At 33.7% G+C, this 22,545-nt stretch carries 19 protein-coding genes; 7 read left to right on the top strand and 12 right to left on the bottom strand.

Annotation, left to right across the window (positions count from 1 at the left end; genetic code table 11):
* Positions 1-8: 8 nt before the first annotated feature.
* From ACNC7R_RS19135 to ACNC7R_RS19145, 3 genes are all read right to left on the bottom strand, one after another.
* Positions 9-578 carry a hypothetical protein gene (locus ACNC7R_RS19135; RefSeq protein ID WP_417942627.1) on the bottom strand — a complete coding sequence of 190 codons (570 nt, stop codon included), beginning with the start codon at positions 576-578 and terminating at the stop codon, positions 9-11.
* A 62-nt stretch (positions 579-640) separates the two neighbouring features.
* Complete coding sequence (locus ACNC7R_RS19140) at positions 641-1,759, bottom strand: hypothetical protein (RefSeq protein WP_417942628.1); 1,119 nt, start codon at positions 1,757-1,759, stop codon at positions 641-643.
* 164 nt (positions 1,760-1,923) lie between these two features.
* Positions 1,924-3,171: a glycosyltransferase gene (locus tag ACNC7R_RS19145; RefSeq protein WP_417942629.1), complete on the bottom strand. Its 1,248-nt coding sequence runs from the start codon at positions 3,169-3,171 to the stop codon at positions 1,924-1,926.
* 111 nt (positions 3,172-3,282) lie between these two features.
* Between ACNC7R_RS19145 and ACNC7R_RS19150 the strand changes: the two genes are divergently transcribed.
* Both ACNC7R_RS19150 and ACNC7R_RS19155 read left to right on the top strand, forming a co-directional pair.
* Positions 3,283-3,864, top strand: a complete 582-nt coding sequence (locus ACNC7R_RS19150; RefSeq protein WP_417942630.1) for a tRNA-(ms[2]io[6]A)-hydroxylase — start codon at positions 3,283-3,285, stop codon at positions 3,862-3,864.
* Positions 3,865-3,908: 44 nt separating this feature from the next.
* Positions 3,909-6,668 carry an AsmA-like C-terminal region-containing protein gene (locus ACNC7R_RS19155; RefSeq protein ID WP_417942631.1) on the top strand — a complete coding sequence of 920 codons (2,760 nt, stop codon included), beginning with the start codon at positions 3,909-3,911 and terminating at the stop codon, positions 6,666-6,668.
* Between the two features lie 263 nt (positions 6,669-6,931).
* On the opposite strand, the gene rpmA is transcribed toward ACNC7R_RS19155, so the two are convergent.
* Entirely contained in the window at positions 6,932-7,192 is a 261-nt protein-coding gene (gene rpmA, locus ACNC7R_RS19160; RefSeq protein WP_025539465.1) for a 50S ribosomal protein L27, read from the bottom strand.
* A gap of 24 nt (positions 7,193-7,216) precedes the next feature.
* The gene (gene rplU / locus ACNC7R_RS19165) at positions 7,217-7,660 is read right to left on the bottom strand and encodes a 50S ribosomal protein L21 (protein ID WP_417942632.1); all 444 of its coding nucleotides are present in this window, start codon (positions 7,658-7,660) and stop codon (positions 7,217-7,219) included.
* A gap of 276 nt (positions 7,661-7,936) precedes the next feature.
* Here rplU and ACNC7R_RS19170 point away from each other — a divergent pair, with 276 nt between their 5' ends.
* Both ACNC7R_RS19170 and ACNC7R_RS19175 read left to right on the top strand, forming a co-directional pair.
* Positions 7,937-9,259, top strand: coding sequence for a M16 family metallopeptidase (locus tag ACNC7R_RS19170; protein WP_417942633.1), 1,323 nt, complete (start codon positions 7,937-7,939; stop codon positions 9,257-9,259).
* A 9-nt stretch (positions 9,260-9,268) separates the two neighbouring features.
* Positions 9,269-11,317 carry an insulinase family protein gene (locus ACNC7R_RS19175; RefSeq protein ID WP_417942634.1) on the top strand — a complete coding sequence of 683 codons (2,049 nt, stop codon included), beginning with the start codon at positions 9,269-9,271 and terminating at the stop codon, positions 11,315-11,317.
* A 242-nt stretch (positions 11,318-11,559) separates the two neighbouring features.
* On the opposite strand, the gene ACNC7R_RS19180 is transcribed toward ACNC7R_RS19175, so the two are convergent.
* Positions 11,560-12,426, bottom strand: a complete 867-nt coding sequence (locus ACNC7R_RS19180) for a DMT family transporter (protein WP_417942635.1) — start codon at positions 12,424-12,426, stop codon at positions 11,560-11,562.
* A gap of 101 nt (positions 12,427-12,527) precedes the next feature.
* On the opposite strand from ACNC7R_RS19180, the gene ACNC7R_RS19185 reads away from it, so the two are divergent.
* Positions 12,528-12,908 (top strand): heavy-metal-associated domain-containing protein, encoded by a 381-nt coding sequence (locus ACNC7R_RS19185; protein ID WP_417942636.1) that lies wholly within the window; start codon positions 12,528-12,530, stop codon positions 12,906-12,908.
* A 461-nt stretch (positions 12,909-13,369) separates the two neighbouring features.
* On the opposite strand, the gene gldD is transcribed toward ACNC7R_RS19185, so the two are convergent.
* The 4 genes from gldD to mutY are packed head-to-tail and all read right to left on the bottom strand — an operon-like array spanning position 13,370 to position 16,767.
* Positions 13,370-13,930: a gliding motility lipoprotein GldD gene (gene gldD, locus ACNC7R_RS19190; protein WP_223679423.1), complete on the bottom strand. Its 561-nt coding sequence runs from the start codon at positions 13,928-13,930 to the stop codon at positions 13,370-13,372.
* 1 nt (position 13,931) lies between these two features.
* Positions 13,932-15,224: a gliding motility-associated protein GldE gene (locus ACNC7R_RS19195; RefSeq protein ID WP_417942637.1), complete on the bottom strand. Its 1,293-nt coding sequence runs from the start codon at positions 15,222-15,224 to the stop codon at positions 13,932-13,934.
* A 23-nt stretch (positions 15,225-15,247) separates the two neighbouring features.
* Entirely contained in the window at positions 15,248-15,685 is a 438-nt protein-coding gene (locus tag ACNC7R_RS19200) for a single-stranded DNA-binding protein (RefSeq protein ID WP_025539175.1), read from the bottom strand.
* A 35-nt stretch (positions 15,686-15,720) separates the two neighbouring features.
* Positions 15,721-16,767 (bottom strand): A/G-specific adenine glycosylase, encoded by a 1,047-nt coding sequence (mutY, locus tag ACNC7R_RS19205; RefSeq protein ID WP_417942638.1) that lies wholly within the window; start codon positions 16,765-16,767, stop codon positions 15,721-15,723.
* Positions 16,768-16,890: 123 nt separating this feature from the next.
* Between mutY and ACNC7R_RS19210 the strand changes: the two genes are divergently transcribed.
* Positions 16,891-17,199 carry an HU family DNA-binding protein gene (locus tag ACNC7R_RS19210; protein WP_269237889.1) on the top strand — a complete coding sequence of 103 codons (309 nt, stop codon included), beginning with the start codon at positions 16,891-16,893 and terminating at the stop codon, positions 17,197-17,199.
* A gap of 386 nt (positions 17,200-17,585) precedes the next feature.
* The gene (locus ACNC7R_RS19215; RefSeq protein ID WP_417942639.1) at positions 17,586-19,130 is read left to right on the top strand and encodes an Rne/Rng family ribonuclease; all 1,545 of its coding nucleotides are present in this window, start codon (positions 17,586-17,588) and stop codon (positions 19,128-19,130) included.
* 207 nt (positions 19,131-19,337) lie between these two features.
* On the opposite strand, the gene pbpC is transcribed toward ACNC7R_RS19215, so the two are convergent.
* The gene (gene pbpC, locus ACNC7R_RS19220) at positions 19,338-21,713 is read right to left on the bottom strand and encodes a penicillin-binding protein 1C (protein WP_417942640.1); all 2,376 of its coding nucleotides are present in this window, start codon (positions 21,711-21,713) and stop codon (positions 19,338-19,340) included.
* A 152-nt stretch (positions 21,714-21,865) separates the two neighbouring features.
* Complete coding sequence (locus ACNC7R_RS19225; RefSeq protein WP_417942641.1) at positions 21,866-22,456, bottom strand: transposase; 591 nt, start codon at positions 22,454-22,456, stop codon at positions 21,866-21,868.
* Positions 22,457-22,545: the final 89 nt, after the last annotated feature.

Below are 22,545 nucleotides of genomic sequence, written 5' to 3' on the forward strand. Positions count from 1 at the left end.
CCATTATTCTAAAGCATTTTAAACATCTTTATTTCTTTATTGATTTCATAAAATATAAAACAATCCTGTTCCAAATTCTTTATAAGAAATCCATTTTTCTTTATTACAAGCGATTCCGGTACTTTTTTGACAACATCTGTTCTTCCCGCAGGTTTTACGGACACACAAAAATGCACTCCTTCAGAATTTACATTTTGCATTGAAAAGGGAGAAATCCAATATGAATAATCCTTATGTGAGGATAAAATAATGCCTAATTTTAATTGATTGCCTTCCTCTACCAACAGAGCATAATCAAGTATCTGGTCATTATTAATATCCGTATAACATTCATTTGGAATCATATTTCGATCATAAAAATCCCAAAACAGATTAGAATAATGTTCTTTTTTTATGATTTCGAGTTTTGGGAATTTTTGTAAAAAATCATTTTTTATCTTTTGAGGAATTGTAAAAAGATTATTTTGCTGCGAAACAGACCTTTCAAAATCCATACTACGTTCTTTGGAAGCATCTTTACATCCATAAAAACATAATAGAGAAATAAAAAAAACAAACCGGCTTATTGATTCATTCATAGAAAGAAATTTATAAAGCGATGTAAAAAAATCACATCGCTTTGTTTTTTTTAACTATAATATTACCACGTACCGTTCACTGCCGTATAAGTCTGGCCATTTACCTTGGTACTGCAATTCGTTGCATTTTGATGCTGGACATTAGGATGGCCGTTACTTACTGTGCCTCCCAGCACTTTTGTATTACTGGAATTTTGCAATAAAATACCCTGAATGGCTGTATTAGCAATATCTACCGTATTTACTGTACAGCCGTTGCTGCCCGTAACGCTAAAGAATCCCCGCCCACTGCCTCGGGAATATACCTTAGAACAAACTACATTGGGTCCGTTATTATTGGCACAACGAAAAGTAGCATAACCTGTAACTGAACCTGTTGTGCTGTTATTCGTTCCTGTAACCGTACCCACTGTACCATTTTTGGATTGATTGAGCAATACTCCGCAAGCCGCATTATTGCTGGAAGTTACGTTGCCAATAGAAAACCCGTCAACACCATAAGTTTCAATAGAATTATCTCCGCCAGTAATATTAATAGTACCGCTGATAGTCAAATTGCTTGTTGCAGCTGTACTGTTATCAACCCTGATTCCTAATCCTAAATCAGCCTGAGGCACTCCTATATTCATGGTGATATTGCTAATATTCATAACTGTACATCCTTTGAACCAAATACCATAGCGCGGTTTTCCCGAAACCTTGAGATTTTTTACTTCTATATTCGTTTTTCTATCGGCCCAAACCGGAATAACCAAAGCATCGCCGCTATTCGCATTAAAAGTATTGTTTGCAAAATCTAAACCGGTATAACTGGCCATATTTACATATTTAAGAGATCCGCCAGTTGAACCAGAAGCACCTGAAACCCGAACAGTTACCCACTCCTTTATATCTCTCCCGGAAGTAAGATTGTTAATTGCAGCCTGTATAGCAGCTACATAATCAGAACCTGTGTATTTGGTTACACCATTTACTTTAGCAACATAAGCCCCTGCTGAGCCGGTTACTTCACCTGAAAGATTTCCGCCTTTTGCTGTCGAAGGTTTAGTGATTTGATTCTCATTTTCTACTACAGCTTCATTGCTACTTTCTAAATTTTCACTTTCACAGCCTATAAATAAGTTTAGACCAGCGAATAACATTGAGACTATAAATAGTCCCTTAAAAATTTGTTTTTTCATATTTTTTTTGGTTTGATAGTTAATAAGCAAGTAAATTATTACTATTTATCTCATAAACTATCCTGTACAATCCTTCTTTATAAAAAACACAAATAATTAAAAACGAACTAATTAAACCTTAATCGAAATATCTAAACTGAACCAATTCGAAACAGGAAAAAAAATTAAAGATTCTTATTCTTTGCTTCTATCCATTTTGCCATATATTTTGTACTTTTTAAAGTATGGTACTGCAGCAGGCTTCCCATAAAATTATGAAGACGATGAGTTTCAGAATTATTCAATAATGAATTGACTTTGCTTATTAACTTTTCCGAATATTTATCTTTTGAGTAACATTCGTTTATAATTCCAATTCCATTTTTTTGTGATTGTTCCCAAAGATTTTGATCCTGATAAAGTGAGATCGCTTTTTTAGCAAACTCATCTGGATTATCTTCAATGAAACCATTCCACGGCAAATTTTCATGCATAGCTTCAGAACCTATTGTTGACGTTACACTTGGCGTTCCGCATTGCATCGCTTCTAACAATTTTCCTTTTAAACCTGCTCCAAAACGAATTGGTGCCAGAACAACTCTCGATTTTTTTACAATTTCATTCGCATCTTCTGCTCTTCCCATTATAAAAAAACCGCTTTTAGGCTGATGCAATTGCGACACTTTTTGAGAAGGATATGCTCCGTAAATTTCCAGGACAGCTTCTGGAAAATCTTTTTTAATTAAAGGCCAAATGGCTTCTTTTAAATATTGAACCGTATTCCAATTAGGTTCATGAAGAAAATTTCCGATAAAAACAAAATGCTGCCGGTCTTCAAAAGAAGGTAATGTCAAAAAATCTTCCTCTGCTATTTCTTCTACTAAAAAGGGCAGATATTGTAATAAAGCTGAATCAATTTTAAAAACATCCTTTAAAACCTTCATTTCGAATTCAGAAATAATATAAGATAAATCACACCTCAAAATACTGGCAATTTCGCGTTTTGCTACTTCTTCAGATAACAAATCAAATAATTCAAAAGTTCTGTTTCCTTTAAAAGCTTTTTGCCTTGCTGCTCTTAAGCAATGTAAATCTTCTGTATCTAATAACCGAATAGCTTTTGGGCATTTTTCTGCAACACGCCAGCCAAATTGTTCTTCAATCATGAAACGATCAAATAAAACAACATCCGGATTAAGTTCAATTATGAAATCATCAAAACTCGAATTATTCAGCTCAATCGACTTTCTTTCAACATCAAATTCAGATAAATCAACCATAAAATCACTGTCCTGTGCAGCGCTGGCAAAAGTAATTTCGAATCCATTTTTACGAAAAATCGAAATCAGCTGCATCATTCTCCCGCCGGCTGCAGAAGAATTTGGTTCAGGCCACACAAAGCCAATAATTAAAAGTTTTTTTGTTGGATTCATTTTAATTCTTTGAACTACAAAATAATGCTTTTTTATGCGCATTTACACGATATTTACTGATTTAAGCTGATAAAAAGAACTAATTTTGCAAAATATAAATCTACCGTAATTATGTTAGGATTAAAATTAGCCACAGATCCTCGTTGGGTAAACATTGTTGAATCCAATATCGAAGAAATTTTAACAGATCATGCTTGGTGTGAGCAAAAAGCAGCTTCAAATGCGATAAGCTTAGTTACATATAACTCTGAATTAGAGGAACTAGTAACTGAAATGCTTGTTATTGCCAGAGAAGAACTGGAACATTTACAGATGGTTCACAATTTAATCAAGAAAAGAGGCCTGACTCTTGGGCGCGAAAGAAAAGATCATTATGTAAATGAGCTTTTTAAATTTATGAAAAAAGACGGCAGCCGTAAAGATGCCCTTTGCGACCGCTTATTATTTTCAGCCATGATAGAAGCCAGAAGTTGCGAACGCTTTAAAGTCCTTTCTGAAAATATAAAAGATCAGGAATTAGCTAAATTCTATCGCGATCTGATGATTTCGGAGGCAGGACATTACACCACCTTTTTAGGATTTGCCAGAAAATATGCTGACAATGTAGATGTAGATAAACGATGGGCAGCATGGATCGAATATGAAGGTTCGATTATTACCAATTACGGAAAAAGTGAAACTGTTCACGGATAATCATCGCTTTTAATCATTGTATAAACAACTTCTCAACATTATTTATGTCAAAAAATAAAACTAAATCTATCCTATTAAAAATTGCCAAATATTCAGGAATAACGTTAGTCGTTGTTTTGGGATTGCTTTTTTTGACACCTGTTGTTTTTGCCGATAAAATCAAAGAACAGATTAAAAAGACTGCGAATGAAAAACTGAGCGCAGAACTAAATTATTCTGATGTTTCTCTTTCTTTTTTTCATCATTTCCCTTCACTAACGCTGACTTTAAATGATTTACACCTAAATGGTTCTGCCCCTTATAAAAACGAAAAATTTATAACAGCCAAAGAAGTCTCTTTTGGAATCAATGTTGCGAGTCTTATATTTAGCAAGACCGTAAAAATCGATCAGATCTATTTATCTGATTCATTTATTAATGTAAAAGTAAATCCAAAAGGAGAGGCAAATTACAACATTTATAAATCTTCTTCACATAAAGAAAATTCCAAAGACACCACAGATACTGCCTTAAAACTGGAGAGAATTGAAATTTTAAACAGCAAAATAATTTATGATGACCAGTCAACCAAAGTACATTTTGATGCTTTGGGATTTAATTATCTGGGAAAAGGGGATTTAAACAAGGCTGTTTTCGATTTATATTCAAAAGCCAAAATCGAAAAACTCAATATTGTTTATGAAGATGAACCCTATCTGATGAACAAAAAAATAGATGCTGATTTGATTACGAAAGTAAATGTAAACTCTTTGTCTTTTTATTTCCAGCAAAATAATTTAAAAATCAATCAGCTTTTGGTTGATTTCAAAGGTAGGTTTGACTTTTTGAAAGATGGATACAATATGGATTTTGTGATTAAATCAGATAACAACGATTTGTATGATGTTTTTACAGCTTTTCCTCCAAAGTATATTACCTGGCTTTCTAAAACCGAATTAAAAGGAAAAACTAATTTACTTTTTACTCTAAAAGGAAATTATATCGCCTCTGAAAACATTGCTCCTGATTTAAATCTAGATGTAAAAGTTGATAACGGATTTGTCAATTATGACAAAAGTGCTTTTCCGGTTTCAGACTTAAATTTGGAAATTAAAACGAAAGTCCCTTCTTTAAATCCGGATCTTTTAATTGTTGATGCTAAAAATTTGTCTTTAAACATCAACAAAGATTACCTAAAATTAAAATTTTATATAAAAGGAGCAAATACTCCTGATATAAATGGTGATTTTAAAGCAAAGATTGACCTGGGTAAATTAAGCAAGGCTTTAGGAATTCCTGATATTACTATAAAAGGATCGTTAACCGGAGACATTAAAACCAATGGGAAATTTGATCAAAAAAACAGACTTTTTCCGATTACAAAAGGTTTTATTGATTTAAATAATGGATATCTCAAAACCAAATATTACCCAAATCCAATTACAAATATTGTTGTAAAAACTGTAATTAACAATCAAAAAGGCACTTTTGATGATTTGAAAGTGAAACTAAAACCTGCTCAGTTAACTTTTGAAGGAAAACCTGTTTTTGTATCAGCAGACCTGAACAATTTTGATGATTTACATTATGATATAAGAGCTAAAGGAGAGCTTGATGTTAATAAAATATACAAAGTCTTTTCTACAAAAGGTCTTGATTTAGATGGTTTTATAAAAGCTGACCTGGCTTTAAAAGGAAAACAAAGTGATGCCTCAAAAGGAAATTACAGTAAACTTAACAATAAAGGAACACTTGAATTACGAAACATCGGAATCGCATCAGAATATCTGCCTAAAAAATTCATCATCAAAGAAGGAATATTTAAAATCAATCAGGACAAAATGTCTTTCAATAACTTTTTGGCTGCTTACGGACAATCTGACTTTAAAATGAATGGCTACCTGCAAAATGTTCTTAATTATGCCATTACAAAAACCGGAATTCTAAAAGGTTCTTTTACCGTTTCTGCACGATATATTAACGTAGATGAATTCATGACAACTACAAAAACCAACACAGCTGCAGCAAAAAACCCTGCTCCCCAAACGGAAACAAAACCAGAGACAACGCACCAGACCGGAGTTATCATAATTCCGTCGAATCTAAACCTGCAGTTGATGACAAATGTACAAAAAGTATATTTTGACAAACTTAACCTTCAAAATGCAAAAGGAAACTTAAGCATGAAGAATGGCAAACTGACCATGCGAAATACAGGATTTAATTTAATTGGCTGTAATGTCAGTATGAATGGTAGTTATGAGTCTGTCTCTCCTCAAAAAGCAAATTTTGATTACGCCATTAAAGCATCAGACTTTGATATTAAAAAAGCATATAATGAAATTGAAGTGTTTAGAAAGATGGCCAGTGCTGCTGAAAAAGCACAAGGTATTGTTTCTTTGGATTATAAATTAAAAGGTCGCTTAAACGGAAATATGGAACCTGTTTATTCGTCTTTAGCAGGCGGCGGAACACTTTCTGTAAAAGATGTAAAAATAAGAGGATTGAAAATGTTTAATGCGGTAAGCAAAAAAACAAGCTCTGAAGCCATAAAAAATCCTGATGTTTCCAGAGTTGATATTAAAAGTACAATCAAAAACAACATCATGACTGTTGAGCGTTTTAAATTTAAATTTGCCGGATTCAGACCAAGAATCGAAGGCACAACAAGCCTGGACGGAAAACTGAATTTAAAAATGCGTTTAGGACTGCCTCCGTTAGGAATATTTGGAATCCCACTAACTGTTACCGGAACACAGAATAACCCAAAAGTAAAAGTTGGCCGACAAACTGAAGACCTGAAAGAAACACAAGATACTGAGTAATATCAAAATTGAATTTTGGTAATTCCAATCATCAAAAAGCCTTTGTCAAAGTTCAAAACTCAGACAAAGGTTTTTTCTTTTACAAAGCCTGATCCTTTCGATACGTATACTCTTTTGCCATAAATGACAAATATCGAAGAAAACGGGCACTTCTTATTTAAATGAACTTATATCACATATGGTTAAAAAAAACTTTGCTATTGTACCAAACAAAAAACCCGATCTTTTTGAAATCGGGTTTTCTATAATAATTTATCTAATGATTATGCTTCGAATGGAAGGATAGATACATAAGATTTGTTATCTCTTTTCTTTTGGAACTTAACAACTCCATCAACTTTTGCATGTAAAGTATGATCTTTACTGATGTAAACGTTTTCACCTGGATTATGTTTTGAACCTCTTTGTCTAACGATGATGTTCCCAGCAATAGCAGCCTGTCCACCAAAAATCTTAACGCCTAAACGTTTTGATTCTGATTCTCTACCATTCTTCGAACTACCGACACCTTTCTTGTGAGCCATGACGTATGAGTTTAAATATTGTTATTATTCTTCTTTAGCTTCTTTTTTTGCTTTTGGAGCCGCTGCTTTTTTTGCTTTTGGAGCTGCCTCAACTTCAGTAGCCGGAGCTTCTTCTGCTACAACTGCTTTCTTAGCTGCTGCTTTTTTAGTTCCGCCTGCTACAGTAATACCTTCAATTACAATTTGTGTAAGATATTGTCTGTGACCATTTCTCTTTTTGTATCCTTTTCTTCTTTTCTTTTTGAAAACGATAACTTTATCACCTTTTAAGTGTTGTAACACTTTAGCTTCTACTGAAGCACCTTCTATAGCTGGGGCGCCTAAAGTTACGCTTCCGTTATCATCTAATAAAAGAACTTTATCAAAAGAAACTTTTGAACCTTCTTCATTAGCCAAACGGTGAACATAAACCTTTAAGTCTTTGCTTACTTTAAATTGTTGCCCTGCTATCTCTACGATTGCATACATACCAAATTGATTTATTGATTTTTAAGGTTGCAAATATACAATTAATAATTTACTGTGCAATCCCTTATTTCAAAAATATTTTACAGGTTTTCTGATCTGCTTTTCAAGACTTTACACTGTATCTTTCAATGGATTGAAAAGTAAAAGATTGTTAAAATACACCAAAATAAACACCTATTCTTAAATGATGACTAAAAAAACTTATTTTTGGTGTAACATAAATCAACTCTTGAACACCTACACTTAATTAAACAGGTATATAAATTATTAATCTTTATGAAAAACTCAATAATGATGTTAAGTGCTGCAATAATGCTAGGCGGAGTAGCTCATGCCCAAAAAGTAGCTTTCGAAGAATACAATTTAGACAATGGCATGCATGTTATTTTGCACAATGATCCCTCTGCCCCTGTGGTTGTTACCTCTGTAATGTACCATGTAGGCTCAAAAGACGAACGCCCTGACCGAACGGGTTTTGCACATTTCTTTGAACATTTATTATTTGAAGGAACCCAAAACATAAAACGCGGTGAATGGATGAAAATCGTTACCGCAAATGGAGGTGTAAACAATGCTAACACTTCTGATGACAGGACTTATTATTATGAAGTTTTCCCATCAAACAGCTTAGAATTAGGGCTATGGATGGAATCAGAACGTTTGATGCACCCAATTATTAATAAAATTGGTGTTGATACTCAAAATGAAGTGGTTAAAGAAGAAAAAAGAATGCGTTACGACAATCAGCCTTACGGAAATATTTTGCCAGAGGTTAAAAAACACATGTTCAAAAATCACCCATACCGATGGACGACTATTGGTTCTATGCAAGATCTTGACGCTGCAACTCTTGAAGAATTTCAGGCTTTCAACAAAAAATTCTATACTCCAAACAATGCTGTTTTGGTGGTTGCCGGAGATTTCGACAAAACTAAAACCAAAGAATGGATTCAGAAATATTTTGGACCAATCCCGAAAGGAGAAGTGTTGAAAAAGCAAACTTATACTGAAGAGCCAATTACACAAACCATAAAAGCCTCTTATGAAGATCCAAACATCCAGATTCCGATGGTAGTTGCCTCATACAGAACACCATCAATGAAAACCAGAGATGCCAGAGTTTTAGATTTAATTTCTTCTTATTTAAGTGATGGAAAAAGCTCTAAACTGTACAAAAAAATAGTGGATGACAAAAAAATGGCACTGCAGATTGGCGCTGTTGGTTTTAGCCAGGAAGATTACGGAATGTATATTTTGTACGGATTACCGATGGGAACTTATACTACAACTGATATCTTAAAAGAAATGGACGAAGAAATTGTAAAAATCCAAACCGATTTGATTTCTGAGAAAGACTATCAAAAATTACAAAATAAATTCGACAACAATTTTGTCAATGCCAATGCAAGCGTTGAAGGAATTGCAGAAAACTTAGCTTCTTATTATTTGCTTTATGGCGATGTGAACCTTATTAATACTGAAATCGATATCTACCACTCTATTACCAGAGAAGAAATCAGGGAAATCGCTAAAAAGTATTTAAACCCTAATCAGCGTTTAATTTTAGATTATGTTCCTTCAAAAAAAGTTCAAAACTAAGCTCGAATCATGAAAAAAATACATACAGTTTTAATCCTTTTATTCCTTACCGGAATTATGCAAGCACAAGATCGTCCACAACCCAAACCAGGAAATCCACCAGCAGTTAACATCAAAAAACCGCAAACTTTTGTTTTGGCAAACGGCATGAAAGTTTTGGTAGTTGAAAATCATAAACTACCAAGAGTAAGTTTTAATCTTACACTGGATAACGCTCCTTTTACTGAAGGGAACAAAAAAGGCGTTGATGAATTAACCAGCAGTTTAATTGGAAACGGAACCCAAAAAACCGCAAAAGAAGCTTTTAATGAAGAAATTGACTTTTACGGAGCCAATATAAACTTCACTTCATCAGGTGCTTCCGCAAGCGCTCTTTCAAAATATTCAGGACGTATTTTAGAATTACTGTCGGAAGGTGCTTTACAGCCTAATTTCACTCAAACAGAATTTGATAAAGAAAAAGCAAAAATGCTGGAAGGTCTTAAAGCCGATGAAAAAAGTGTTCCTGCCATAGCCAACCGTATTGTAGATGTTTTAACTTTTGGAAAAAACCACCCTTCGGGAGAATTCGTTTCAGAAGAAACACTTAAAAATGTCACTCTTGATGACGTTAAAGCTAATTACAATACCTATTTCGTCCCTGAAAACGCCTATTTAGTTATAGTTGGTGACATTAAATTTAAAGAAACAAAAGCTGCCGTAGAGAAACTTTTTGGAGGATGGAAAAAACAAACTGCGCCAAAAAATACTTATCCAAATCCTGAAAATGTATCTAAACTTGAAATTGATTTTGTAGATGTTCCAAATGCGGTACAGTCAGAGATTTCATTAGTAAATACTGTAAATCTAAAAATGAGTGATCCTGATTTTTTTCCTGCTGTAATTGCAAATCAAATTTTAGGAGGTGATTTCAATAGTTACCTGAATATGAATTTACGCGAACAGCACGCCTGGACATACGGAGCGAGTTCAAATATTGGGAGCGGGAAATATGTATCGAAATTCAAAGCTTCGTCTGCTGTTCGAAATGCCGTTACCGATAGTGCTGTTGTACAATTTATAAAAGAAATTAAAAGAATCCGAACCGAGAAAGTTTCTGAAGATGTATTAAAAAATGTAAAAGCAGGTTACATCGGAAGGTTTGTGATGCAGGTTGAAAAACCTCAGACTGTTGCCCGTTATGCTTTAAATATTGAAACCGAAAAACTTCCGGCTGATTTCTACGAAAAATACATCCAAACCATCAACAATGTTACAATTGATGATATTAATCGGGTATCGAATAAATATTTTCAAATCGATAATATGAGAATTGTAATTGTCGGAAAAGGATCTGAAGTACTTCCTGGTTTAGAAAAACTTCAGATTCCGATTTCATATTTTGATAAATACGGAAATCCTGTTGAAAAGCCTGTTACCAAAAAAGAAGCGCCGGCAGGAATTACTGCTAAAAGTGTTTTTGACAATTACATCAAAGCAATTGGTGGAGAAAAAGCCGTTTCTGCAGTAAAAACATTATTCATGAACGGAACTACTACAATTCCGCAGGCCCCTGCTCCTTTGACTTTTGTTTCAAAATTAGATTCTAAAGGAAAAATGATGGTTTCTCTTTCTATGGGAAGCATGGCCTTAATGAAACAGGTTGTAAACGAAAAAGGCGCTTATGTGGAGCAGCAAGGACAACGCAAAAATTTAGAAGGTGCCGATTTAGCCGAAATGAAAGCCAATGCAACTCCTTTTGAAGAGCTACAATTGAGTAAAAGAACAGATTTAACCGTAAGCGGAATTGAGCAAATAAACGGTAATGATGCTTACTCCATAAAAGAAGGTAAAACAATTTATTTTTACGATGTAAAATCAGGTTTAAAAGTTGCCGAAACTAAAATAAAAGAACAAAGCGGACAATCGACTACACAAACAACCTATTTTAATGATTATAAAGAAGTAAAAGGCGTAAAAGTTCCTTTTAACCTGATACAAAATGCAGGTTTTGAATTGGATATAAAAATGTCTGATATTAAAATCAATGAAGGAGTTACTGAGAAGGATTTTCTTTAAGTATCTGAGTTACTAAGATGCTGAGATTCTAAGATTTTTAAAGCAGAAAGGCTGTCGTAATTGGCAGCCTTTCTGCTTTTAGCTTCTGTCATTTCGCCCTTTTGGGAGAAATCACACTCGGGATTCGACAAATATTTGCGATTTTGATTGCGGAATTTCTATTGTGATTTGCTTCGCCTGTTCGCTATCGCTTGGGTCTCCTTCGTCGAAATGACAAACTGATATTGAAACCTTTCCAACTTTTACTTTTTCGCAGACAAATAAACCCCTATCAAAATAACAAAGGCTCCAAAAAACTGAATTGGAGTTAGCATTTCGTTATCCAGCAATCCCCAGAAAAAAGCCACTATCGGAATCAAATACGTTACAGAAGTTGCAAATACCGGCGAAGACATTTGAATTAATTTAAAGAATAATACATTTGCAATTCCGGTTCCTAAAACACCCAAAATCATGACAAACAAAACAGAATATTGCGTTGTTTCCAGCTGCATTTTTTGTGTAAAATCTGTAGTGCTTAAAATAATCAAAGCCGGTAAAAACAAAATCGCAAAATTACCTGTTGTAATGCTCAGGGAATTCAAATCAGATAAATATTTCTTTATTAGATTAACGTTGATTGCATAACAGAGTGTTGCAATTACTACTAAAATCAAATAATAATAGTTTTGTCCTGTATGACCTGAAGTTCCATTCAAAACCAATAACAAACATCCAATCAGCCCAATAAAAACTCCTATGCCCTGTCGTTTATGAAACTGAATTCCAAAAAATATAATTCCTAAAACCAAAGTATTTAAAGGTGTCAGCGAATTCAAAATAGCTACAATGGAACTGTCAACCTGAGTCTCTGCAATGGCAAAAAAGAAAGCCGGAATAAATGTCCCGAAGAATGAAGTCAGAGCCACAAATTTCCATTGACGCAGCGAAATTTTCTTCAAACTCAAAAAACCGACTATAAGCAGAAACAAGCCGGCAAAAATGATTCGGAGCGAACCTACCTGAATTGCCGTTAATCCTACTAACCCCCTTTTTATTAGAATAAATGAACTTCCCCAAATTAGCGAAAGCAGCAATAAATAAAACCACTTTAATTGTTTTGCATCCATAAATCGTATTTTAATGCAAATTTGTAATAATTTTTAGGAAATGACCTTTCCTTTTTTATTAATTTTGCAGCAAACATATTGACAACTAAAATTATATATAAATGAAACTTAAAAAAATAATAGCATTGTTAACCATTGCAGGTTTGGTACTGGTAAGCTGTAAAAAAGAAGAAGATAAAAGTTTAGCCGTTGTAAAAGGTGAAAAAACTGAAACTCCAAAAGAACACAAACCAATCGCTGCAGAAAATGTACAGACTGCCAGTTTTACAATTGACGGAATGACCTGCGCTGTTGGATGCGCCAAAACTATTGAAGAAGAGTTAGCTAATCTTGAAGGAGTTGAAAAAGCAGCTGTTGATTTCGACAAAAAAACAGCAACCGTAACTTTTGACAAAACAGTTCAAAATCCTGAATCATTGACAAAAGTCGTTCAGGAAACAGGAGACGGAAAAACATATAAGGTTTCGAATATGAAGTCTTAAAAATTTATAATTTAAGTAGCGCTCAATTTGAGCGCTTTTTTATTAAGTAAAAATTTAAGCTTTTATAGTATAAAATTATATTTTTAAAGTCTTATTCAGAAAATATTGTTTTATTTAGTTTTAAATGGATCTTATAGAAATAGTTTCGGGAAGATATTTGTTAGAGCTTTTAGGAGCAAGTGCCAGATACGTATATGCAAATATGATAGTCCTGCTAAATGAAAACGATTTTTATCTCATTTTCAGAAATTTGGTCACCAAAAGGAAATATCAATAAAAAGAATGGCAATAGTGAAAGAAATCACATGATAGGAACAATTATATTTATAGGGATTATCGTTGTTATGCTGATTTTTACACCATAAAAAATGAAGAATCATATAGTTTAAAAGATCAGATAATTACATTTTAAAAAACTAAAATCAAAAAAGAATCCAAATTAAAATCGTTCCCTTTTTTCCTTATTTCCATTTCAAAGTCTCCATAAGCCGCTGCATATCATTTTTGATATAACTTGCTGCCGGCATAACCGAATCGAAATTGGGTTTGGTATAAAAATAAACAGACCCCGTGATGAAATGCTTAGTACTATCCGTCACATAAAATTGTGAGTTAGTTGCCGCATTTCCATTTACCTGATAAAACATTCCGTACACCTTTTTCTCAGGATTTAAATAAGGCTGTTCTAATATATCATCTGCTTTGATAACATGTTCGTAGGTAAGTTTCTGAGCATCTCTAAGCAGTTTATCGATATTGTTATTTACTGGTTTATAGGTCAGATAAATAGTCGCTTTCATTTTTGGATATGTAATCGCAAATCCACACTCTTTTTCCCCCTTAATTACAGCATCTTCATTCATTTGAAACGAAAAGGGACATGTATTTTCAAAGTTTACATATTTAGCCATCGGATAATCCAGGCGCAAAAAAGCAGCCGGCTTTGGCAAAACATCATCTTTACAGCTTATAACAGTGAGGCTCAGTAAAATTACTGCTATCCAAATTGTTTTTTTTAACATCTTATTCTATTGTTACTTTTATTTGTTTTATACGTTTATTATCAACAGTCTCTATAGTAAATACATAGTTTTCAAACGCAATTTTTTGATTCTTTTTAGGAAAATTGCCCAGTATTTCAAGAATAAATCCTGCTAATGTTTCTGCTTCTCCTTTGCGTGATTCAAATAGGTTTTCATCAACATTAATAATTCTGTAAAAATCCTTTAGATTAATCTTTCCTTCAAAAAGAAAATTATTTTCATCAATTTGGGAGAAGTTTAAATGTTCATCATCAAATTCATCACTGATATCCCCAACTATTTCCTCAATTACATCTTCTAACGAAACTAATCCTGATGTTCCTCCGTATTCATCAACCACAATTGCCAGATGACTTTTCAGGCTCTGAAAATCTTTGAGCAGATTATCTAATTTTTTATTCTCAGGAACAAAAAAGGCTTCTCTGATTAAGGTGGTCCAGTCAAATTCGGTTTCATCAATATAAGGCAGTAAATCCTTAACAAACAAAACACCTTCAATCTGATCAATATTGTCACGATAAACCGGAATTCTTGAAAAACCAGTTTCAATTATTTTGGGATAAATTTCCGCAAACGTTTCAGATATTTCCAGTGCAAAAATATCAATCCTAGGACTCATTACCTGTTTGGTATCTGTGTTTCCAAAAGAAACAATTCCTTCCAGTATTTTCTGTTCTTCACTCGAAGTTCCCTCAGAATCGGTAAGTTCTAATGCCTGCGAAAGCTGATCGACTGAAAAATTTGTTTTCTGTTTTCCTAATTTATTGTGCAAATATAGGGTAACGGCACGCATTGGCAAACTTACAGGAGAAAGTAATTTATCTAAAAAAGCAATTGGGTAAACTACACGTTTGGCAAATTTTATACTATTACGGCTTGCATAAACCTTTGGCAGAACCTCTCCAAATAACAAAATCAGGAAAGTAACCAAAAAAACCTCCAAAAGAAATTTTAATGAATCAGAAACGACATCCTTAAAAATATTTCTGCCAATAAAAGAGAAAAGGATAACCACCCCAATATTCAAAAAATTATTTGCAACCAACAATGTAGCCAAGAGTTTTTTGGGTCTATCCAAAAGATTGAAAATTATTTTTCCCTTCGGGTTATTTTCCTGCAGTACATCTTCGATTTCTTTTTGAGACAAGGAAAAAAAGGCAACTTCAGCACCAGAAACAATGGCTGATAAAAAAAGTAAAATAAATATTCCGACAAAACCAACAATCAGATTGGTGTCAGTGAATACAAAAAATAAACTGGGCTCCGGGTCCAAATTAAAAAAGATTAGTTAAACAATCAAAAAGGCAAATCGTTGACCGGCAAGCCTTCATTAGGATTTTCAAAGTTAGTGTTTTTTGGCGATTCAGAAGCCTGATGGTGTTTGTGCTCTGTTTCTTTTTTAGTTGTCAAAAAGGTAAATTCAGTTACCTGAATTTCATTGGTATATTTTGTAGTTCCGTCTTCAGCCTGCCATTGCCTTGATTTTATACGGCCTTCAACATATATCTTGTCTCCTTTGGACAAATATTTTTCACAGATTTCAGCAGCTTTATTGCGTACAACTAAGTTATGCCACTCTGTCGAGGTAATTTTTTCATTGGTAGTTTTATTGATATACACTTCGTTTGTTGCCAGCTGAAAGCGCCCGATGCAATTACCTCCGTCAAAATAATGCATTTTAACATCGTCGCCTAAATAGCCTATCAACATTACCTTGTTTAATGTTCCGTTCATGGTATAGCATTTGTATAAATCAAAGATACTTTTTTTCAACGACAAATTTCTTCCTTTTCAATAAAATTATAAATCACAATCGGAAAAGGAAACTCTTTTAATTCATTACAATTCAAACCATTAGATAAAATATCACTGATTTTTACTTTCCAGAACTGAATATGCAGATGCTGATGTGAAAGTTTATGAATTACTGTCGCATGTGAACATTCTTCTACCCCGGTAATTGTATAAGAAGATAAAATCTCTTCTCTAATTATTCTTGAAACAAAATCAAAATCAACAATTTTATCTGTTTCCAGTAAAGGAAACTCATATAAATTATGCCAGATCCCTTTGGAAGTCCGTTTTTGAATTAAAGTATTACCTAAATCATCTTCTAACACCAGATAATTAAAGAAACGATTTGTGATTTTTAGTTTTTTAGATTTTACAGGCAGAGTGTCAACCTTTTTCTTTTTCAGAGCCAGACAACTGTCATTAAAAACACATACAGAACAATCTGGACTTTTAGGCACACATTGCAAAGCACCAAATTCCATTATCGCCTGATTAAAAATGGCTGGATTTTCTTTTGGCATTAATTCATACGCAAGGGCTGTAAATTCTTTCTTGGTTGCCGGCAAAGCGATATCGGATTCAATATCAAAATAGCGGGAAAGAACCCTAAACACATTTCCATCAACAACCGGTACAGCTTCATTATAAGAAAAGGAAGCAATTGCGGCAGCTGTATATTCACCTACTCCTTTTAACTTTAGTAAATCATTATAAGTAGTTGGAAAAATTCCTTTTAGATCATTGGCTATATATTGGGCAGTTTCGTGCAGATTTCTTGCCCGTGAATAATATCCTAATCCCTGCCAGAGTTTTAGAACTTTTTCTTCATCAGCATTAGCTAAATCAAAAACAGTAGGAAATTCATTTGTAAATGAAAAAAAATATGGCATTCCCTGCACCACTCTTGTCTGCTGGAGCATAATTTCTGAGAGCCAAATATGATACGGATTTACCGTATTACGCCAAGGCAAATCACGTTTATTTTGTAAATACCAATTTATCAGTGTGTTATGAAAATTCATTTTAAAATACTTAGAAAACAAAAGTAAATCTTTATGTAATTAAAATTTAACGAATTAGCTTGATTAATTATTTTTTTAATTCCTATATTTGCATCCTCAAAAAAATAGTACATCATTTATAAAATAAAAACAGGAAAGAAAATGACGAAAGCAGATATCGTAGCGAAGATTTCAGAGAAACTAGGTCTTGAAAAAGGAGACGTTCAGGCAACAGTTGAAACTTTTATGGAAGAAGTTAAGACTTCATTAGAAACTGGTGACAACGTTTACCTAAGAGGTTTCGGAAGTTTCATCGTAAAGACCAGAGCTGAGAAAACAGGAAGAAACATCTCTAAAAATACCACAATCAAAATTCCTGCACACAATATTCCTGCTTTTAAACCTGCAAAAGTTTTTGTAGAAGGAGTAAAAACAAACAACGAAGCAAAATAACACTATTAATTAATCATAAAATCGATACGATATGCCAAGTGGTAAAAAAAGAAAGAGACATAAGGTAGCTACTCACAAAAGAAAAAAAAGAGCGAGAGCTAACCGTCACAAAAAGAAAAAGTAGTTTTAAAACTACTTTTTTCTTTTTAAACGTTCATTGAAATTGAAAATTAGTATTCAGTCAGCAGCATCAAGCATTCAGTCAGCTGAACACTTACAACTGCAAACTGCCAACTAGTTTTCGCCGGGTTAATACCTGTTAAAAATATTGTTTAATCCATCCTTACAATTCAGTTATGAGTTAATAAGTTATGAGTTATGAGTTGTAAAACCTGAAACTTGAAACCTAAAACCTGAAACTAAAAGTCTGGATAAAAATTTACAGAGTGAATAAAGAATTGATCATTAGATCTAGTTCTGAAGCCGTAGATTTTGCCTTATTAAAAGATGGAAAACTAATTGAATTACACAAGGAACAAGAGACAAGCAACTTTCAGGTTGGTGATATTTTTATTGCCAAAATACGAAAACCAGTTGCCGGACTTAATGCTGCTTTTGTAAATGTTGGCTTCGAAAAAGATGCTTTTTTACATTATCACGATTTAGGTCCAAACTTAGCTTCCCAGCTGAAATTCATAAAACTTGTAAGCGCAGGTAAATTAAAAGATTTCTCCCTAAAAACCTTTCAGTTTGAAAAAGAGATTGACAAAGATGGCATCATTACTGATATTTTAAGTGCCAATCAATCTGTCTTAGTTCAAGTTGTAAAAGAACCTATATCGACCAAAGGCCCAAGAATAAGCGCTGAGCTTTCTCTGGCAGGAAGATTTATTGTTCTGGTTCCGTTTTCTGATCGTGTTTCTATTTCGCAAAAAATAGAAGACAAAAAAGAAAAGGACCGCTTAAAAAAACTTGTTCTATCGATCAAACCTAAAGGATTTGGTGTTATTGTTCGTACAGTAGCCGAAGGCAAAAATACAGCCGAATTAGAAAAAGATTTGCAGAACCTGCTTGGCAGATGGACTGCAATGTGTAAAAAATTACCAACTGCTCATCATCCATCCAAAGTATTAGGAGAGCTTAACAGGGCTTCTTCAATATTGAGGGATGTATTTAATGATACCTTTAGTGGCATTCAGATAGATGATGAAGAGTTGTATCATCAAACGAAGGATTATCTGCAGGAAATTGCACCTTCAAAACAATCAATTGTCAAGTTTTATCAATCAAACGATACTCCGATTTTTGAGAAATACAATATAGAGAGACAAATCAAAACTTCTTTCGGAAGAACGGTTTCGATGAGCAAAGGTGCTTATCTAATTATAGAACACACTGAAGCTCTGCACGTTATAGACGTAAACAGCGGTAACCGTTCGAATAAAGCAACGAATCAGGAAGATACCGCCATGGAAGTTAATATGATTGCAGCAGCAGAAATCGCCAGACAGCTTCGTCTGCGGGATATGGGCGGAATCATAGTTGTTGATTTTATCGATATGTCTAATCCAGAAAACAGGAAGATCCTGTTCGACTTCTTGCGAGAAGAAATGAGCGACGATAAAGCAAAACACAAAATATTGCCTCCAAGTAAATTTGGCTTAGTCCAGATTACAAGGCAAAGAGTAAGACCCGAAGTCAACATTAAAACCAGAGAAGAAGATCCTAATAAAGTAAATGGTGAAATTGAAGCACCTATCTTAATTATCGATAAAATTTCATCTGATTTAGACCGGCTTCTTAAAACCCACAAAAATGTTGTTCTTAATACACATCCCTTTGTGGCTGCATACCTCAGTAAAGGTTTTCCATCCTTACGTTCAAAATGGTTTTTTGAACATAAGAAATGGGTGAAAATCATACCTCGTGACGCTTACACGTATTTAGAATATCATTTCTACGATAAAAAAGGAAATGTTATTTCAGAATAAAACAAACACCGCCTTTCGAAAGACTGGCGGTTTTTTTATAGCTTTTTTTTCGCCACGAATTCACGAATTAATTTTATAGTAGTAAAAAAAACTAAACAAATCTTCAATATCCTCCTGAGCGCTGCCGAAGGACTTTACAGACAGAAAGGTTTCGACTCCCGCTCAGACTGACAATCAATGATTTTTTATGGAAATTAGAATTCCTTTTTATTCTCTAATAATTTCAATTCTCCTTCTAATTTCATTTCCAAACGCATCAACAACTGTTATGTAATGAGTTCCTGTTGCTGGCGTAATTTGTAATTCATGAAAAGTTTTGGTTGTGGCTTTGTACACATCATCCACATACCAAAACAACTCTTTATCTCTTTCAGAATAAGCGACTTTTAAAATTACAGGCTGTACGTTGCTGTTAAAATCTTTTGTCAAGTAGATTTTACTATTTGCTTTTGGATAAATAAAATCCATTGTTGCGGTTTGTGTTCCTTCGCATCCTTCTTTAAACGGAGGCAGGGGCAGATATTCTATATGCTGGCTTTTGTAATACCAAGCCATGACCGGAGGCAGTACAAACCAGTTTTTAGTCACAATATTATCCACGCTTTCACAGCTGCTGTTGACCTGAAACTGCTCCGTTTTATCTAAATGAATGGTTTTATGATAGGGACAGGCTTTAGTCGATTTTCCTTTTTTAGAAACCCACTGTTTTATTTTAGGACAGTTATCTTTTGCCAGATAACCACTTAAGCGACAAACCTCAACTTCTGCCAAATCATTGTACGGAGTATCAAACCATCTTTGTCTTGGTAATAAATTGAAAACGTCAAACAAAATAGGGGCTGCGCTTGTTACTCCTGTTAAAGTCGGACGCCCTTCTCCTGTTGCATTTCCAACCCAAACTCCAACCACATATCTGGAATTGGTACCAATAGCCCAGGCATCCCGATTTCCAAAACTGGTTCCGGTTTTCCAGGCAATTTTGAGCGAACTGTCATAAAACTTCCAGGCTTCATCTCCTTCAGGTCTGTTAACTTCTTCCATTGCATTATAAGTCAGCCAAATTGATCCTGCTCCTAAAATATTCTTTTGATTCGTTTTTGAACCAAAGTCGGGCTTAAAATCATTTTTATAATTCAGTTCGGTAAATTCGTTGGTTCTGTATTGCCCTTTATTTTTTGAGTAATAATTGACTGTAGAAGAAAGATTGGCATAGGTTCGGCATAAATCCCATAAATTACTTTCTGCGCCTCCTAAAATCAGTGACAATCCGTAATGATCTGGCGTTTTATTGATATTCTTTAATTTGAATTTCTGCAGTTCTTCGTAAAACTTATTTACACCAAAATCCTGAAGCATTAAAACTGCCGGAATATTCAATGAACGTGACAATGCGCGATGTGCCGGAACAGCTCCGTCAAAAGTCAGATTAAAGTTTTGCGGTGTATAACCTGAAATCTGCGTTGGAATATCGGCAATTAAAGTATTCGGCAGTAATTCACCATCATCTAGCATAGCGCCATATAAAAGTGGTTTCAAGATACTTCCTGTACTTCTTGGCGCATCGATAATGTCAACATCTTTTTGATGATCGGCATCTGCTGGAGAGTTTCCAACATAACTCATCACATTTCTACTCTGAACATCAATTACTAAAATAGCCAGATTGTGAACTTCATTCTGTTTGTATTGATTGTAATAATATCGCACTATTTGATTGACTCTGTTTTGTAAAGCGTAGTCAATTGTGGTTTTGACTCTTGTTCCTTCTTCATTTTTAGCCACTCTTTGAAGCAAATGTGGCGCAATTTGAGGCAAGTCATATGGCTTTTGAGGCAATGGTTCTTCTATCGAAAGTTCGTATGTCTGCCTGTCGATTATCCCTTCCTGATGCAATTTTAATAAAAGCCGGTTTCGTTTATTTAAAAGTTTAATTTGATTTTTTCCCGGATAAATCAGACTTGGTGCATTTGGCAAAACGGCTAAAACAGCATTTTCTGCCCATGAAAGCTGATTCGACTGAACGCCAAAATAACGCCATGAAGCCATTTCCAGTCCAACAACATTTCCTCCAAATGGTGCGTGTGCTGCGTACATTTCAAGAATTTCATTTTTAGAATACCCTAATTCTAATCTGGTGGCAAGAATAATTTCTATTATTTTTTCGAAATAGGTTCTATTTTTTCCTTTTCGGGATAATCTTACAACTTGCTGTGTTAGCGTACTTCCACCTCTGACTACTTTTCCTGCTTTTCTATTTTGTTTAAAAGCATTGATCATTGCACCGGGATTAAAACCGGGATGTCTATAGAAGTATTCGTCTTCAAAATAAACAATACATTTTTTGAACTTATCCGGAACACTGTCCTGAGCCGGAAAACGCCATTGTCCGTCTCTGGCAATTTTAGCTGCGAGAAGTTCTCCTTCTTTGCTTTCTATTACGGTTGAATAGGGTTCTTTAAATAAAGTTCGGGGTATCGAAAAATAGTAAATCAGCAAGAGCACAAATGCAATTGCTGATTTTATTTTATTTCTTTTTATCCAGTTTATAATGCGCTGAAGAAACGCTTTTACTTTATTTTTCAAAATTATATTGTTATTTCATATCCTAATAGGTTTTGAAACCTGTTAGTTATTCTCTATCTATTCCTAAAAGAAAAAACTCATCTAAACTTTACATCTTATAAATACCTAACAGGTTTTGGAAACCTGTTAGGATAATCAACAAATATAATTTTCTATTCATCTTGTAAGTTAATCTCATTAATTATTCCTTCATAAATCAATCTTCTTTCATCATGAGAAAATATGAAATTTTCTAAATCATCAAACATTTCAAGAATAAATTGACGATCAATATTACTTGGTTTACTTGACAAATATGAACGCCAAGATGAATGTTTGTAAGATTGAAAATCTTTAGAAAATTTATGTTTTACAGGATTCAAGTGAACATAAACTATCAGCTGTTTCAAATAATTTTCGTTTTCGATTCTGTTTCTTTGTAAATGTTCCTGAAACAAACTCCCTGTTCTATCATAAGCCTTGTTTATGCTTTTAGAATAAGAGTTAAATAAATTTGAAAATGGAAGATGAATTTTTTCTTTAAACTTTTCAGGTAGAGTAATTTTATCTTTTATTCTTAGAACAATATGAAAATGATTTTTGAGCAAACAATAAGCATAAACATCAGCAATTGGCAAAATATATTTTTTAAGCTTTTCTAAAAAATAGTTGTAGTTTTTCTCTTCAACAAAAATATTCTCCCCATTATTTCCTCGATTATACACATGATAATATTGCCCAGCCTCAAAAACATCTTTCTCCAAACTATTACTCTTTTTTAAATCCTAACAGGTTTTCAAAACCTGTTAGGTATGTTATTTTCTTTCCTAAAACGTAATTATGATAACTAACA

It is taken from the genome of Flavobacterium adiutor, from assembly GCF_048282555.1.
Lineage (GTDB): Bacteria > Bacteroidota > Bacteroidia > Flavobacteriales > Flavobacteriaceae > Flavobacterium.